Below are 14,868 nucleotides of genomic sequence, written 5' to 3' on the forward strand. Positions count from 1 at the left end.
ACCCAGCCAGCTCCTGCCCCGTGCCCACCAAACCGACGACCTCCCACTCGCTAAGAACAACAACAAGAAACTCAGACCGGAACTGCTTCGGCGCCTTCCGTCCCGGGCTGGTCGAACTGGGTGCGGTGCAGTTCCTCGTACCGTCCGCCGGCCGCGAGCAGGTCCGCATGCGTACCGCGCTCGACGATCTGCCCGGACTCGATCACGAGGATCTGGTCGGCGGCCCGGATGGTCGACAACCGGTGCGCGATCACCACCGCCGTACGTCCGGAAAGCGCCTCGGTCAGCGCAGCCTGCACCGCGGCCTCGTTCGTCGAGTCCAGCGCCGCGGTCGCCTCGTCGAGGATCACCACCCGCGGCTGCGCGAGCAGCAACCGTGCGATCGTCAACCGCTGCCGCTCACCACCCGACAGCCGGTACCCACGCTCACCCACGACCGTGTCGAGCTGATCAGGCAACGACCGGATCAACTCACCCAGACGAGCCCGCTCCAACGCGTCCCACAGATCGTTCTCCGTCGCCTCCGGACGCGCGAGCAGCAGGTTCTCCCGGATCGAGTCGTGGAACAGATGCCCGTCCTGCGTGACCATCCCGAGCGTCTCCCGCAACGACTCCGCGGACACATCCCGTACGTCGACCCCGGCGAGCTTCACCGCGCCCGAGTCCACGTCGTACAGCCGGGGAATCAGCTGCGCGATCGTCGACTTGCCGGCACCCGACGATCCGACCAGCGCGACCATCTGCCCCGGCTCGGCGCGGAACGAGACATTGTGCAGCACCTCGACGCCACCGCGCGTGTCCAGCTTCGCGACCTCTTCGAGCGACGCCAGCGACACCTTGTCCGCCGACGGGTACGCGAAGCTGACGCCGGAGAACTCCACCGCAACCGGACCCTCGGGCACTCGTCCCGCGTCCGGCTTGTCCTTGATGAGCGGCTCCAGGTCCAGCACCTCGAAGACCCGCTCGAAGCTGACGAGCGCGGTCATCACCTCGAGCCGCGCACTCGCGAGCGCGGTCAACGGCGAGTACAACCGGGTGAGCAGCAACGCCATCGCGACGACCGCGCCCGCGTCGAGCTGGTCACGCAACGCGTAGAACCCGCCGAGCCCGTACACGACTGCCAGCGCGAGCGCGGACACCAGCGTCAGTGAGGTGACAAAGATCCACTGCACCATCGCGGTCCGCACACCGATGTCGCGCACGCGGCGCGCCCGGACCGCGAACTCGAGTGACTCGCGAGCCGGCCGGCCGAACAGCTTGACCAGCGTCGCGCCGGGCGCCGAGAACCGCTCGGTCATCTGCGTGCTCATGGTCGCGTTGTAGTCCGCCGCTTCCCGCTGCAGGCCGGCCAGTCTGGCCCCGAACCGGCGCGCGGGGATGACGAACACCGGGAGGATGACCAGCGCGAGCAGAGTGATCTGCCACGACACACCCAACATGACGACCAGTGTCAGCACGAGCATCACCAGGTTGCTGACGACACCGGACAGGGTGTCGCTGAACGCTCGCTGCGCACCGATCACGTCATTGTTCAGCCGGGAGACCAGTGCGCCGGTCCGTGTGCGGGTGAAGAAGGCGATCGGCATCCGCTGGATGTGGTCGAACACGGCAGTCCGCAGATCGAGGATCAGTCCCTCGCCGATGCTCGCGGACAGCCAGCGGGTGACCATGCCCAGCGCGGCCTCGGCGACCGCGATGGCCGCGATCAGCAGCGACAGTTGCAGCACGACGCCGAAGGCCTTGCCGCCGACGATCGCGTCGACCACTCGCCCGGCCAGCACCGGCGTGGCGACCGCGAGCACCGCACCGCCGATGCTGAGCACCAGGAACGAGACCAGATACCGCCGGTGAGGTCGTGCGAAGGCAAGGATCCGTCGCAGAGTGGCTCGGGAGAAGGATCTCTTCTCGTCCTGCGCGTGCATCGCGTGGTAGAGCGAGTTCCACGCGGTCATTTCCATACTCACGGCTGTGCTCCGCTACATCGATCGGCTGGGACGGTCGATGATTCCGCACACCACCGACAAAACCTCACGCTAGAACCTCGACGGAACTTGAGGTCAACTGCGTACACTGTACGAAGAATAGCCGCTACCAAGGAATCGCGCACATGAACCAGGAGCACAGCGGCAGCGGGGACCCCGCGAAGAGTCTCGAGCTGCTGTGGCGCCGCCGTCCCGCGCCGACCCGCGGGCCGAAGCCGGCGCTGACCGTCGACGGGATCGTCGCGGTCGCCCTGAGGGTCGCGGACGCCGAAGGACTGGCCGCGATGTCGATGCGCCGGGTCGCCGACGAGCTCGGTGTCGGCGCGATGACGCTGTACCGCTACTTCCCGGGCAAGGGCGAGCTGCTCGACGTCATGCTCGACACCGTGTACGGCGAGCTGCCGCGTCGCGTCGTACCGGGGGACTGGCGGGCAGCGCTCGACGAGGTCGCTCGGGAGAACCGGGAGCTGTACCTGCGGCACCCGTGGCTCCTTCAGGTTGCGATCAACCGCCCGCCGCTCGGGCCGAACGTGATGGCGAAGTACGAGTGGGAGCTGACCGCGGTCGAGGGGATCGGTCTCACCGATCTTGAGATGGACGCGACCGTCGCTCTCGTCAACGGCTACGTGCACGGCGCCGTCCGTACGGCGGTCGAGGCGCGCCAGGTGATCCAGCGGTCCGGGATGACGGACAAGGAATGGTGGCTGGCCCACGTGCCGCACCTGGATCAGATCGGTGACCTGGAGAGGTTCCCGCTCTCGTCCCGGGTCGGGACGGCGGTCGGGAATGAGTTCGATGCCCCCTACGATGCCGAACATGCGTTCGAGTATGGCCTGGAAAGGCTGTTGGACGGCGTGTCCACGCTGGTCGGGAACCGGACTGCGCCGGAAGGGTAAATGTAGTTGTGAGTGAGTACTCACTCAGTTACCTTTGACGGCGTGAGCCCACGAGCGACCCCACTGCCCCCCGAGGAACGGCGCGCTGCCATCCTCGCGGCCGCGATGCCGTTGCTGGAGGAGTTCGGCACCGAGGTCAGCACCAAGCAGATCGCCGAAGCGGCCGGGATCGCCGAAGGGACGATCTTCCGTGCGTTCGGCAGCAAGGACGCGCTGATCGAGGCCGCGATGGCGACCGTGTTCGACCCCTCGGACCTGATCCGGGCGCTCGAGCAGGTCGATCGCACCTTGCCGCTGCGGGAGCGAACCGTCGTCGCTGTCGAGATCAGCCAGACGCGGTTGCGCCGGGTGTTCAAACTGCTGTTCGCGCTGCGGATCCGCCGGCCACCCGAGTTCAAGCAGTCGACACCGATGGACGAGGCCCGGCGCAAACGTCAGAACGATCTGGCCAACGCCGCGTTCGCCGACCTGCTGCGACCGGACGCCGACCAACTGCGGCTGCCGCCGGAGGACGTCGTGCGGATGATCGGCCTGCTCACCTTCTCGGCCACCCACCCAATGGTTTCCGGCGGCCACGTGCTGACCGCCGAGGAGATCGTCGACTTCGCGTTCGACGGTCTCCGCAAGCACCACACCGGTCAGCCACCGGCCTCCGAGGACATCGTCGGGTTCGCGCTCGACGGTGCCCGCCATCACGACTCTGGGGATGATTGATGTTACTTCGCGTCTTGCGTACGCACTTGCGTCCGTACGCGGGAAACCTGTTCCTGGTGGTCGTCCTGCAACTGGTCGGGACGATTGCCTCCCTCTACCTACCCAGCCTCAACGCCGACATCATTGACGACGGTGTCGCCAAGGGTGACACCGGCTACATCATGAGCACCGGCGGCTGGATGCTCGCCGTCAGCCTGGTGCAGATCGCCTGCACGATCACGGCTGTGTACTTCGGTGCGAAGACGGCTGCCCTGTTCGGACGCGACGTACGCGCCGCGGTGTTCCACCGGGTCGGCGAGTTCTCCGCCCGGGAGGTGAACCAGTTCGGCGCTCCGACGCTGATCTCCCGCAGTACGAACGACGTCACCCAGATCCAGATGCTGGTCGTCACCACCTGCACGATGCTGGTCGCCGCGCCGATCACGATGGTCGGCGGCGTGATCATGGCGGTCCGTGAGGACGTCGGCCTGTCCTGGCTGGTGGCTGTCGCCGTACCGCTGCTGGCGATCTGTATCGGGTTCATCGCGAGCCGGATGGTCCCGCAGTTCCGGAAGATGCAGAAGAACATCGACGGCGTGAACCGGGTGCTGCGCGAGCAGATCGCGGGTATCCGGGTGGTCCGGGCGTTCGTTCGCGAGCCGCACGAGGTCGAGCGGTTCGGCGAGGCGAACCAGAACCTGACCGACACCGCGATCCGGGCCGGCCGGCTGATGGCGCTCGTGTTCCCGACAGTGATGCTGATCCTGAACGTGTCGAGCATCGCGGTGCTGTGGTTCGGCGCCTCCCGGGTGGAGAACGGGACGATGCAGGTCGGCGCGCTGACCGCGTTCCTGAGCTACCTGATCCAGATCCTGTTCTCGGTGATGATGGGCGTGTTCGTGATGATCATGGTGCCGCGGGCCTCGGTCTGCGCGGACCGGATCTCCGAGGTGCTGGACACCGACTCGTCGGTGCGGCCGCCGGTCACGCCGATCAAGACCTTCACCGGTCGCGGCCAACTAGTGTTCGAGCACGCCTCGTTCAAGTACCCGGGCGCGGCCGAGCCGGTGCTGCACGACATCAACCTCGTCGCCTCGCCGGGGCAGACGACCGCGATCATCGGCAGTACGGGCGCCGGCAAGACGACGTTGCTGTCGCTGGTGCCGCGGCTGTTCGACGCGACCGAAGGGCGGGTGCTCGTCGACGGCATCGACGTACGGGAGATCGAGCCCGAGGCGCTGTGGGAGCGGATCGGTCTGGTCCCGCAACGCCCGTACCTGTTCTCCGGGACGATCGCCAGCAACCTGCGGTACGGCAATCCGGACGCGACCGACGAGGAGCTCTGGGAGGCGCTGGAGATTGCCCAGGGCAAGGACTTCGTCGAGGCGATGCCGGAAGGGTTGAACGCGCCGATCGCGCAGGGCGGTACGAACGTGTCCGGAGGTCAGCGGCAGCGGCTCGCGATCGCGCGGGCGCTGGTCCGGAAGCCGGAGATCTTCCTGTTCGACGACTCGTTCTCCGCGCTCGACCTGTCGACGGACGCCCGGTTGCGGGCGGCGTTGCGGCCGGTCACCCGGGACGCCTGCGTGGTCGTCGTCGCCCAGCGGGTCTCGACGATCATCGACGCCGACCAGATCGTGGTGATCGAGGACGGCGCGATCGTCGGCAAGGGCACCCATCAGGAGTTGCTCGACACGTGTCCGACGTACGTCGAGATCGTCGAGTCCCAGCGTTCCGCGGAGGAGGCGGCATGAGCGAGTCACAAGAGCCTGCTGCGGACGGCAAGACGGACAGCACGGCCGAGAGCAAGACGGTCAAGGCGACCGAGCGGCCGAACACCGGGCGCGCGTTCGGGCCTCCGGGAGGGATCCCGGGGGACAAGTCGATGGACTTCCTGCCCTCGGCGAAGCGGCTGCTCAAGCGGCTGCGTCCGCACAGGGTGCAGGTGTCGGGGGTCGTGCTGCTCGCGATCTTCAGCGTCGGTCTGTCGGTGCTCGGCCCGAAGATCCTCGGTCGCGCGACCGACATCATCTTCTCCGGCGCGATCGGCAAGCAGTTCCCGCGCGGCGTGAGCAAGGAACAGATCATCGAGCAGACCCGCGCGTCCGGCAACGGCCGGCTGGCGGACCTGCTGCAGGGGATCGACCTGATCCCGGGCGTCGGTATCGACTTCGATGCCCTGCGCAACGTTCTGCTGCTGGTGCTGGCGTTGTACGCCGGGGCGTTCTTCCTGTCCTGGGCGCAGGGTTACATCCTGAACGGCGTCGTACAGCGGACCATTCTCGACCTGCGGTCCGAGGTCGAGGAGAAGCTGAACAAACTGCCGCTGAGCTACTTCGACGGCGCGCCGCGCGGCGAGCTGCTCAGCCGGGTGACCAACGACATCGACAACATCTCGACCAGCCTGCAGCAGACGCTGAGCCAGCTGCTCACGTCGCTGCTGACGGTGATCGGGGTGGTCACGATGATGTTCGTGATCTCGCCGCTGCTGGCGCTGATCGCGCTCGTCACGATCCCGATCTCGATGGTGCTGACGGCGGCGATCGCCAAGCGTTCGCAGGTCCGGTTCGTCGCTCAATGGCGGCATACCGGCGCCTTGAACGGTCAGATCGAGGAAGCGTTCACCGGGCACGAACTGGTGAAGGTCTTCGGTCGGCAGAAGGAGATCGAGGCGAGCTTCGCGGAGAAGAACGAGGAGCTGTACAAGGCCGCGTTCGGGGCGCAGTTCATCTCCGGTCTGATCATGCCGCTGATGATGTTCATCGGGAACGTGAACTACGTGGTGATCGCGGTCGTCGGCGGTCTGCGGGTCGCCTCCGGCACGATGTCGCTGGGTGACGTCCAGGCGTTCATCCAGTACTCGCGGCAGTTCACCCAGCCGCTGACCCAGGTGGCCTCGATGGCGAACCTCCTGCAGTCGGGCGTGGCGTCGGCGGAGCGCGTGTTCGAGGTCCTGGACGCCAAGGAGCAGGTGCCGGACGACGCGACACCGGAGAAGGTCACGGACTCGCGAGGCCGGGTCGAGTTCGAGCACGTGTCGTTCTCGTACAAGCCGGACGAGCCGCTGATCACCGACCTGAGCCTGGTCGCCGAACCCGGCCAGACGGTCGCGATCGTCGGCCCGACCGGTGCCGGGAAGACCACGCTGGTCAACCTGATCATGCGGTTCTACGAGCTGAACGGCGGCCGGATCACCCTCGACGGCGTCGACATCATCGACCTGACCCGGCACGACCTGCGCTCGCGGATCGGCATGGTGCTGCAGGACACGTGGCTGTTCGGCGGCACGATCCGGGACAACATCCTCTACGGCAACTTGAAGGCCACCGAGGAGGACATGCTGGCGGCAGCGAAGGCGACGTACGTCGACCGCTTCGTGCACAGCCTGCCCGACGGGTACGACACGGTCATCGACGAGGAAGGCAGCAACGTCAGCGCCGGTGAGAAGCAACTGCTCACCATCGCCCGCGCGTTCCTCGCCGACCCGCAGTTGCTGATCCTCGACGAGGCGACCAGTTCGGTCGACACCCGCACGGAGGTCCTGGTGCAGCGCGCCATGGCCGCCCTGCGCTCCGACCGCACCAGCTTCGTCATCGCCCACCGCCTGTCCACCATCCGCGACGCGGACCTGATCCTTGTCATGGAAGCCGGCGCCATCGTCGAACAGGGCAACCACCGCGAACTCCTGGCCGCGAACGGCGCCTACGCCCGCCTCTACAACGCCCAGTTCAGCGGCGCAGTGGTAGACATCGACGAAGAAGCCGCCGCCATCGCCACCCCAGTAGCAGCACCAGCCGGCCGCCCAATGGCCCGCTGATCGAAAGGACGGGGACGCACCACAAGCGTCCCCGTCCTACACGGTCTGTGGATAACTTCCGCGGCGGCATCGTCAACTGTGCGGTACTTGATGAGCCGGGCGCGGTTGTCGCCTCGGCTGCGTGAGCCGCGTGTGCGGGAAGGCGTGAAAGTGGTGAACCTGAAGGCCGTCGCGGATCTGGCGCGGGATGTCGCCGTACTGCGTGATGCCGGGAGCAACTACCGGCGCTGGCTGGACGACTGGTCCGGGCGGTATCGCAACGAGATCCGCGCATGGATCAGCGGCGGATCGACCGACCCGCGGCTTGCGGAGTTCCTTGACTCGTTCGTGTACCGAGCCGACAACCGGCAGGTGGATGCGCTGCAGAAGACGTTGGACCGCGCACATGTGCCGGACCGTGACAGGGAGGCGATCTGGGCCGCGTACGACCGGTGCGGGAGCGACGGCGACAAACGGGTGTTCGTCGAGAATGTGTTCACTTCGATGCGACCGGCTGGAGGTGGGGATGGGCGAGGACAGCGAGATGGATCCCGTGGAAGAGTGGATGGCCCTGGCATGGGTGGACGAGACCTTTGAGGAGTTCGATCCGCTGATGGTTGGCGGGCCTCCGCCTGCTGTCGGTGTGCCTGCGATCGCGCGGGCGCCGATGATCGTCGATACGGATGCTGGTGGGGATCCGGATGACAGTGTGGCGTTGGTGGTGGCGGCTCGGTTGGTGCCTGAGTTGGTGTTGGTGGTTACCAGTGACGAGTACGGCGGGGAGCGGGCTCGGTTTGTGCGGTGGTTGCTGGATTTGGCGGGGCGGTCGGATGTTCGCGTGGTGGCGGGGGGCGATCTGGGGAATCGACGGGGATTTGTTGTCGGTGGGATGTGTCCGGCGGACGTGCCTCCGCAGGAGTCGGATGTCGTGGCGGCGGTGAGTGAGGTCTTTGAGGGGCTGGAGGGGCGGGCTCGGTGGGTGGGGATCGGGCCGTTGTCGAATCTGGCGACCTTGCAGCGCGAACGGCCGGAGTTGGTGGCCCGGATGGTGGTCACGCAGATGGGCGGGGCGATCAACTACCGGAATCCGGCGCGGGCCGAGCACAACTTCCGGGCGGATCCGGACGCGGTGATCGGGATGCTGCCGACTTTGGAGCGCTGGGGGCCGCCGACGTTCGTGCTGTCCGACGTGACGTTCAATCCGGCCATCGAGATCACGGCGGAGTCGCTGCTCTACAAGCGGTGGACCGCACCGGACGCGCGCCCGTGGGAGCGAGTACTGCGCGAACACTTCGATCGCTGGACCGCGAAGTACCCGGCAATGCAGCATGACGCGCTCACGCTCGCGGCCGCGCTGCTCTGGCCGGGCGTGCGTTTCGTGCGAGAGCGCGTCGCGCTGGATTCCATTGCGCGGATGACGCCGAGCGCCGACGGGGTTGAGATCGCGATGTCGGTATCGGCTGACTACTCGGCTTTCATGGCCTGGCTGGAGAAGGCGTTGAGCTGACGCCCTCAGTCCCAGATGAAGTTGAGTGCGCGTTCGAAGTTGACGTAGCCGGCGCGGGCGAAGGCCTTGGCCATCGGCACGTTGCCGAGGTCTGTCGAGGCCCTGATCCGGTCGACGCCCTCGGCGGCGAGGAGGCGGGTGCCCTCGGCAAGGATCTCGTCGATGTAGCCGTGCCCGCGGTGTGCGGGGAGTACGCCGATGTACGCGATGATCGGGTGGTAGTTGTTGCGGGCGGGCACCACGAAGCCGACCGGGCCGCCGCCGTCGGGGAGTTCGGCGATCCGCCACCACTCGTGCGGGCTCTTGAACCCGGCGAACTCCTCGTCGTAGTGCTGCTCTGCTGCCTCACGCGGACTGAGTCCGGAGGCCAGGTCCGCCTGGCCGTGGGCGTCGAGCGTGCCCTCCATCACCGGGGTCATGAGAGCGAGCAGATCCTCGCGGTCGGCGACCGGGCGGAAGACGAGCTGGCCCTTGGACTCTGGGAGCAGAGACTCCGGGGTCCACTGCAACCGAAGGCGCTCGACGAGTAGCCGCGCGCCCGTGCTCTCGAGGATGCGCGTGCGGGACTCGACCACCTCGCGGGCCGCGGCGTTCTCACGCCAGTCCGGCGGGACGAAGCGCCCGTACTCCGGCAGCTTCGCACCCGCCGGAAAGAGCGCCGCCTTCGCCGTCTCGAACAGCCGCAGGCCGATCTCGTCACGGTCGGCCCGCGGCAGCGTGTCGTCGATGTCGAAGAAGTCGAACTGCAGCGGGACATCGCCGCCCGGGGTCGTCCACCAGGAAAGCCGGGCGAGGAGCCGGTCGCCGTCGAGGGCCACCCACGTCCACTCGGGGCGCCGGCAGCCGTTGGCGAAGTCGTCGGGCAGTTCGTGGTCGAGGACGTAGGAGAGCCGGCAGAACAGCTCGATCTCCTCAGGACCGGTCAGGTGTCGGTAGGTCACCGATGTCAGCGTCAAGTGAGCTCCTGTGCTCAGGCGGATTCTAGGACGGGTTGGCGGTACGTCGGGCGTAGGCGCGGGCGGCTCGGACGCGGTCGCCGCAGCGGGTGGAGCACCAGTGGCGGCGGCCGTGGCGGATCAGGTAGCGGTTGCAGGGGGTGGATTCGCAAGCCGTGAGGGTTTCGGCTTCGGCGCTGGTGAGGAGGTCGGCTGCGCTGGCGGAGATCGTGGCCAGTGCGTGCTCGAGGATCTCGTTCGTCGGGCAAGGGGTGGCGCGATAGGGGCCGGTCTTGTCGTCCCAGCGCAGGAGCGCGGCGGTCGGGACCCGGGTGAGGGCATCGTTCACGGCGTCGAGGGCCGCGGGGAGAGCGGGGGCGCCGGCGATTCGGGCGGCGAAGAGCGAGCGGACGTGTTCGCGGAGGGCGCGGAGCTGGGTCGCGCACATCTCCTGTACGTCGGCGTTCTCGGGCGCGAGGTTCCGCGCTGTCAGCCAGCGATTGACTGCGGCAGGACTACCCAGCAGGTCGACGTACTGGCCGCCGGGCAGCGCGATCGCCGTGTTCGCGAACTCGAGTGCGAGGTGATCGTCCGCGCCAGGAGCAGGCGGCAGCGGTGGCTCAGGATCCGACACGTGTCTCATGGTACAGGTTGCATTCATCCGTGAGAACGACTTACCGTTCCTCACGGATGATCTGCCATTTAACCGTGAGGACGAGATGAAGCTGACGGCGTTGCTGGTGTGCGTGTTCGGAGTGACCACGGGGGAGTTCGTGGTGGCCGGGATCCTGCCGGCCGTGGCCGGGGATCTGGGGGTCTCGATCCCGGCGGCCGGGCTGCTCGTCACGGCGTATGCGCTGGGGATGATCGTCGGCGGCCCGTTGCTGACGGCAATCACTGCCGGCCGGCCGCGAAAACCTCTCGTCCTCGGGCTGCTCGCGGTCGCGGTGACCGGCAACCTGCTCTCCACGGTCGCTCCCGGGTACGGCGTCCTGTTCGCGGCACGGATCGTGACGGCACTGGTCACGTCCACGTTCTTCGCGAACGCGATCGTCATCGCGACCACCTCCGCGCCGCCGGACAAGAAGGCGTCCACCGTCGCGAAGCTTGCCCTCGGCATGAATCTGGCGATGATCCTCGGCGCACCGCTCGGCACCTGGATCGGCGACGTCTTCGGCTGGCGTGCGACCTTCGCCGCGATCACAGCCTGCTGTGCAGCCGGACTGATTCTGGTCGCCCGGTTCATTCCGAATGATCAGCCCGGCGTACGCACCCGCGCGCTGGCGGAGTTCGCCGTCTTCCGCAACCGCGACCTGCTCCTCGCGATCACCATCACCGCCGTCGCCAACATCGGCGTACTGATGGTGTTCACCTACCTCGCACCGCTGTTGACCGGCCCCGCGTCATTCCCCGCGGGGGCCATCGCGCCGATGCTGCTGGTGTACGGCGTCGGCGCGACGATCGGCAATCTGGTGGGCGGCCGCCTCGCCGACCGTGCGCTGCTGCCTTCGCAACTCGGCGCGCTAGCACTGCTAGTTCTGGCGCTCGCAGCCCTGCGGCTCAGCCCGGTCACGATCCTGACCGGTGTGCTCGTCTTCGCTCTCGGCGCAGTCGGATTCTCCGTGATCCCCGGCATGCAGGCGCGCGTGCTCACCGCGGCCGCCGGAGCTCCGACGTTGGCGATCGCCGTCAACGCCTCGTCGTACCAGGTCGCGGCCGCCTTCGCAGGCTGGTTGGGCGGCCGGGTCGTCGCCGGACCCGGCCTGCCCACGATCTACCTCGTCGCCGCGGCGACGACAGTCCTCGGACTCGCGCTCACCGGGCTGGCGTTAGCGCGCCAGACGGCGTACGGCGAGCTCCGCCAGTAGGGCGGCGCCGTCGGGAAGGACTGAGTCGTCGAAGTTGGCCAGTGGGGAGTGGTTGTCGGCGGCTGCGTCGGGATCGGCGGCGGCGCAGGCGCTGAGGTTGAGGTAGACGCCGGGGACCTCCTGCAGGATGAAGGAGAAGTCCTCGGCGCCGCAGCGTGGATTCGGCCGTTCGCGGAACCGGTCCGGACCGAAGACATCGAGGATGGTGTCGCGAGCGAAGTTGAACTCCGCCTCGTTGTTGACCGTCACCGGATACCCGACCCGGTACTCCGCCTCGACCTGCAGCCCGTGTGCGGCAGCGAGCCCCTCGACCAGCTGGATCGACGCCTCCTGGATCTTCGCCCGGCCCACCTCGGAGAACGTCCGCACGGTCGCGTCGAAGAACGCGTCGTCCGGGATGATGTTCTCCTTCGTGCCGCCCGCGATCCGCCCGACCGTGAGAACCACCGGGTCGAACACGTCGAACTGCCGCGTGATCATCGTCTGCAACGCGGTCACGATCTCGCAGAGCACCGGAATCGGGTCCTTACCGCGGTACGGCGTGGAGCCGTGCGTGCCCGCGCCGACAACGCGCACGGACAACTGGTCGGCCGCCGCCATGAACGACCCTGGCCTGCTGCTCCACATCCCCAACGGCTGCGAGGACGCGCCGACATGCAGCCCGTACGCCGCATCCGCCCGCCGGCCGGCCGCGTCGAGAACCCCTTCGCGGATCATGATCGGCGCGCCACCGGTCGTCTCCTCGCCCGGCTGGAACATGAACACCACGTCACCCGCCAGCTCGTCCCGCATTGCACACAGCACCTTCGCGGCGCCGACGAGCCCCGCGATGTGCAGGTCGTGACCGCACGCGTGCATCATCCCGGGATGCAGGGATGCGAACGGTACGTCGGTCCGTTCGGCGACCGGCAGTGCGTCCATGTCGCCGCGCAGCAGTACGACGGGACCGGGACCGCCACCGCCCCGCAGTACGGCGGTCACCGACGACAGTTCCTTGCCGAGCGTGATCTCCAGCGGCAAACCTTCGAGCGCGTCCAGGATCAGCTGCTGTGTCTTCGGCAGGTCGAGGTCGTACTCCGGGACCTGGTGCAGCGCCCGGCGCAACGTGACGATCTCCTCGCGGAACTGCTCCGCCAGCTCACGCGTCCTCATGCTTTGGGGCCCAGATCGAGCGCCGCCATGACGCGTTGGGCGCTGCTGCCGAGCTCGAGCAGTTCGACGAGATCCAGCCAGCGTTCCGGGTCCTTGATCGTGCGCGGCAGCGTCGCGTCGTACGTCCCGACCGGCGCGTCCTTCGCCACCGCGACCACCTTCGGCGCGACATCGAGATAGTCGGCCGCGGCCACGATCTTCTTCTTCACCCCGGGCGCCATCGGCGTACTCGAGTCGGCGGCCGCGGCACGGATCGCGTCCAGATCGCCGTACGCCGTGACCAGCGAGGCGGCTGTCTTCTCGCCGACGCCCTTCACGCCGGGCAGCCCGTCGGACGCGTCACCACGCAGCGTCGCAAAGTCGGCGTACCGCTGAGCGGGGACCTCGTACTTCGCCAGCAGCGCCTTCTCGTCGTACACCTCGGCCCGGCCGACGCCGCGGGCGGCCGTGTAGACGACCCGGATGCCGCGGCTGTCGTCGATCAGCTGGAACAGGTCACGGTCCCCGGTGACGACGTCGACCGGCATCGTCGCCTGGTGCGACAGCGTGCCGATCACGTCGTCGGCCTCGTGGTCCGGCGCGCCGACGACGGTGATCCCGATCGCCTCCAGGCAGGCCCGGATGTACGGGATCTGCGCCTCCAGGCGGTCCGGCACGTCCTCGACCTGCTCGCCCTTCGGCGTCACGAACTCGACCCGCTGCGCCTTGTACGACGGGATCAGCGCGACCCGCCACGACGGCCGCCAGTTGTCGTCCCAGCAGGCCACCAGATGGGTCGGCTTGTGGTTGTCGGCCAGCCGGGCGATGAAGTCGAGCAGCCCCCGGATCGCGTTGGTCGGCGTACCGTCGGCAGCCTTCATCGTGTCCGGTACGCCGAAGAACGCACGGAAGTAGAGGGACGCCGTGTCGAGCAGCATCAGCCGCTGTCCGGTCGCTGGAACTGTCTCAGCCATAGGGAGATGCTTTCATGCCGGGCGCTCGCGGCAGTAGGGTCTCCAGGATGGAGGACCTGGACCGCAAGATCGTCGGGCTGCTCGCGTCCGACGGCCGGATGAGCTTCACCGACCTGGGCAAGGCGACCGGCCTGTCCACGTCGGCCGTACACCAACGGGTGAAGCGGCTCGAGCAGCGCGGGATCATCCAGGGGTACGCCGCCACCGTCGACCACACCGCACTGGATCTGCCGCTGACCGCGCTGATCTCGATCCGGCCGATCGACCCGTCGCAGCCGGACGACTCGCCGGAGCGGCTCCGGGAGGTCCCGGAGATCGAGTCCTGCTACTCGGTTGCCGGCGACTCCAGCTACGTCCTCGTCGTCCGGGTCGCCTCACCGGCCGCGCTGGAGAACCTGCTGGCCGTGATCCGGGCGCGCGCGAACGTCTCCACGACCACGACGATCGTGCTGAGTACGCCGTACGAACGCCGCCCGCCGGCCCTGTGAAGGTCCTGCTCAGCGACCTGTTCAGCACGCTGGTCTCGGGCGGGGACGCCGAGCGGGACGTGGTCAACGCGCGGATGGGCGCCGTGCTCGGAGTCGATGCCGTGGCGTTCCAGCGGGCGTTCGACGCGTCGTCGTACGAGCGGTTCATCGGTGCGTACGGCGATCTGCCGAGCACACTGCGGGTGATCGCCGAGCGGTGCGGTGGTACGCCGACCGACGAACAGGTGCAGGAGGCAACGGGCCTGCGCCGAGCGCTCGCCCAACGGCTGCTCGGCCGGGTGCCTGTGGCGACACTGGAGACGCTGGCCGCGTTCAAGGCGGCGGGCTGGCGGATCGGGCTGGTCAGCAACATCACCGCCGAAACCCAGGTCCAGTGGTCGACCAGCCCGCTCGCTCAGTACTTCGACGCGACCGCCTTCTCGGCGGAGGTCGGCGCCGCCGCAGCCTCCCTCGGCATGCGCACGATCCGCACGCTCGAACACGCCAACAGCGACCCAACCTGGCAAGGCCCGACCATCAAGACTTTCGCGGAACTGAGAGCCGCAACCGGCGCCGAGCATCTTTGAGAAGCCACCAACCAAAAATCGCCCGCGAAAAC

General features: G+C 67.9%; 14 protein-coding genes. 9 read left to right on the top strand and 5 right to left on the bottom strand.

Annotated elements, in window-relative coordinates; translation table 11 throughout:
* Positions 1 to 71 precede the first annotated feature (71 nt).
* Positions 72 to 1,958 (bottom strand): ABC transporter ATP-binding protein, encoded by a 1,887-nt coding sequence (locus EV649_RS22740; RefSeq protein WP_241998663.1) that lies wholly within the window; start codon positions 1,956 to 1,958, stop codon positions 72 to 74.
* Positions 1,959 to 2,107: 149 nt separating this feature from the next.
* On the opposite strand from EV649_RS22740, the gene EV649_RS22745 reads away from it, so the two are divergent.
* The 6 genes from EV649_RS22745 to EV649_RS22765 all read left to right on the top strand — a co-directional run bounded on the left by EV649_RS22745 (position 2,108) and on the right by EV649_RS22765 (position 8,874).
* On the top strand, positions 2,108 to 2,878 hold the full coding sequence (locus tag EV649_RS22745) for a TetR/AcrR family transcriptional regulator (protein ID WP_130385579.1): 771 nt from the start codon (positions 2,108 to 2,110) through the stop codon (positions 2,876 to 2,878).
* A gap of 42 nt (positions 2,879 to 2,920) precedes the next feature.
* A complete protein-coding gene (locus EV649_RS22750; protein ID WP_241998540.1) occupies positions 2,921 to 3,592 on the top strand; it encodes a TetR/AcrR family transcriptional regulator in 672 nt (223 codons plus the stop codon).
* Entirely contained in the window at positions 3,592 to 5,325 is a 1,734-nt protein-coding gene (locus tag EV649_RS22755) for an ABC transporter ATP-binding protein (RefSeq protein ID WP_130385580.1), read from the top strand. Before EV649_RS22750 ends, EV649_RS22755 begins: the two co-directional genes overlap by 1 nt.
* Positions 5,322 to 7,388, top strand: coding sequence for an ABC transporter ATP-binding protein (locus tag EV649_RS22760; protein WP_130385581.1), 2,067 nt, complete (start codon positions 5,322 to 5,324; stop codon positions 7,386 to 7,388). The genes EV649_RS22755 and EV649_RS22760 overlap by 4 nt, the downstream gene beginning before the upstream one ends.
* A 90-nt stretch (positions 7,389 to 7,478) precedes the next feature.
* Positions 7,479 to 7,964 carry a hypothetical protein gene (locus EV649_RS40860; protein ID WP_157996287.1) on the top strand — a complete coding sequence of 162 codons (486 nt, stop codon included), beginning with the start codon at positions 7,479 to 7,481 and terminating at the stop codon, positions 7,962 to 7,964.
* Positions 7,894 to 8,874 (top strand): nucleoside hydrolase, encoded by a 981-nt coding sequence (locus EV649_RS22765; protein WP_157996288.1) that lies wholly within the window; start codon positions 7,894 to 7,896, stop codon positions 8,872 to 8,874. The genes EV649_RS40860 and EV649_RS22765 overlap by 71 nt, the downstream gene beginning before the upstream one ends.
* A gap of 5 nt (positions 8,875 to 8,879) precedes the next feature.
* Here the strand turns inward: EV649_RS22765 and EV649_RS22770 are convergent, their stop codons facing one another.
* Positions 8,880 to 9,815 carry a GNAT family N-acetyltransferase gene (locus tag EV649_RS22770; RefSeq protein WP_130385583.1) on the bottom strand — a complete coding sequence of 312 codons (936 nt, stop codon included), beginning with the start codon at positions 9,813 to 9,815 and terminating at the stop codon, positions 8,880 to 8,882.
* Positions 9,816 to 9,855: 40 nt separating this feature from the next.
* Positions 9,856 to 10,443 (bottom strand): ABATE domain-containing protein, encoded by a 588-nt coding sequence (locus EV649_RS22775; protein ID WP_198682633.1) that lies wholly within the window; start codon positions 10,441 to 10,443, stop codon positions 9,856 to 9,858.
* A gap of 85 nt (positions 10,444 to 10,528) precedes the next feature.
* Between EV649_RS22775 and EV649_RS22780 the strand changes: the two genes are divergently transcribed.
* Complete coding sequence (locus tag EV649_RS22780) at positions 10,529 to 11,677, top strand: MFS transporter (protein ID WP_130385585.1); 1,149 nt, start codon at positions 10,529 to 10,531, stop codon at positions 11,675 to 11,677.
* On the opposite strand, the gene EV649_RS22785 is transcribed toward EV649_RS22780, so the two are convergent.
* Positions 11,639 to 12,829, bottom strand: coding sequence for a M20 family metallopeptidase (locus EV649_RS22785; protein WP_130385586.1), 1,191 nt, complete (start codon positions 12,827 to 12,829; stop codon positions 11,639 to 11,641). The two genes, EV649_RS22780 and EV649_RS22785, sit on opposite strands and share 39 nt — an antisense overlap.
* Positions 12,826 to 13,746: a 5'-3' exonuclease H3TH domain-containing protein gene (locus EV649_RS22790; RefSeq protein ID WP_130386249.1), complete on the bottom strand. Its 921-nt coding sequence runs from the start codon at positions 13,744 to 13,746 to the stop codon at positions 12,826 to 12,828. Before EV649_RS22790 ends, EV649_RS22785 begins: the two co-directional genes overlap by 4 nt.
* Positions 13,747 to 13,829: 83 nt before the next feature.
* On the opposite strand from EV649_RS22790, the gene EV649_RS22795 reads away from it, so the two are divergent.
* Both EV649_RS22795 and EV649_RS22800 read left to right on the top strand, forming a co-directional pair.
* A complete protein-coding gene (locus EV649_RS22795; RefSeq protein ID WP_130385587.1) occupies positions 13,830 to 14,270 on the top strand; it encodes an Lrp/AsnC family transcriptional regulator in 441 nt (146 codons plus the stop codon).
* Positions 14,267 to 14,836 carry an HAD family hydrolase gene (locus EV649_RS22800; protein ID WP_130385588.1) on the top strand — a complete coding sequence of 190 codons (570 nt, stop codon included), beginning with the start codon at positions 14,267 to 14,269 and terminating at the stop codon, positions 14,834 to 14,836. Before EV649_RS22795 ends, EV649_RS22800 begins: the two co-directional genes overlap by 4 nt.
* Positions 14,837 to 14,868: the final 32 nt, after the last annotated feature.

It is taken from the genome of Kribbella sp. VKM Ac-2569, assembly GCF_004216905.1.
Classification (GTDB): domain Bacteria; phylum Actinomycetota; class Actinomycetes; order Propionibacteriales; family Kribbellaceae; genus Kribbella.

Excerpts from the sequence above, each read along its gene's own strand:
- EV649_RS22740 (WP_241998663.1), bottom strand. The coding sequence starts at position 1,958 with ATGGAAATGACCGCGTGGAACTCGCTCTACCACGCGATGCACGCGCAG.
- EV649_RS22780 (WP_130385585.1), top strand. The coding sequence starts at position 10,529 with ATGAAGCTGACGGCGTTGCTGGTGTGCGTGTTCGGAGTGACCACGGGG.
- EV649_RS22765 (WP_157996288.1), top strand. The coding sequence starts at position 7,894 with ATGGGCGAGGACAGCGAGATGGATCCCGTGGAAGAGTGGATGGCCCTG.
- EV649_RS40860 (WP_157996287.1), top strand. The coding sequence starts at position 7,479 with ATGAGCCGGGCGCGGTTGTCGCCTCGGCTGCGTGAGCCGCGTGTGCGG.
- EV649_RS22790 (WP_130386249.1), bottom strand. The coding sequence starts at position 13,746 with ATGCTGCTCGACACGGCGTCCCTCTACTTCCGTGCGTTCTTCGGCGTA.
- EV649_RS22745 (WP_130385579.1), top strand. The coding sequence starts at position 2,108 with ATGAACCAGGAGCACAGCGGCAGCGGGGACCCCGCGAAGAGTCTCGAG.
- EV649_RS22760 (WP_130385581.1), top strand. The coding sequence starts at position 5,322 with ATGAGCGAGTCACAAGAGCCTGCTGCGGACGGCAAGACGGACAGCACG.
- EV649_RS22755 (WP_130385580.1), top strand. The coding sequence starts at position 3,592 with ATGTTACTTCGCGTCTTGCGTACGCACTTGCGTCCGTACGCGGGAAAC.
- EV649_RS22795 (WP_130385587.1), top strand. The coding sequence starts at position 13,830 with ATGGAGGACCTGGACCGCAAGATCGTCGGGCTGCTCGCGTCCGACGGC.
- EV649_RS22785 (WP_130385586.1), bottom strand. The coding sequence starts at position 12,829 with ATGAGGACGCGTGAGCTGGCGGAGCAGTTCCGCGAGGAGATCGTCACG.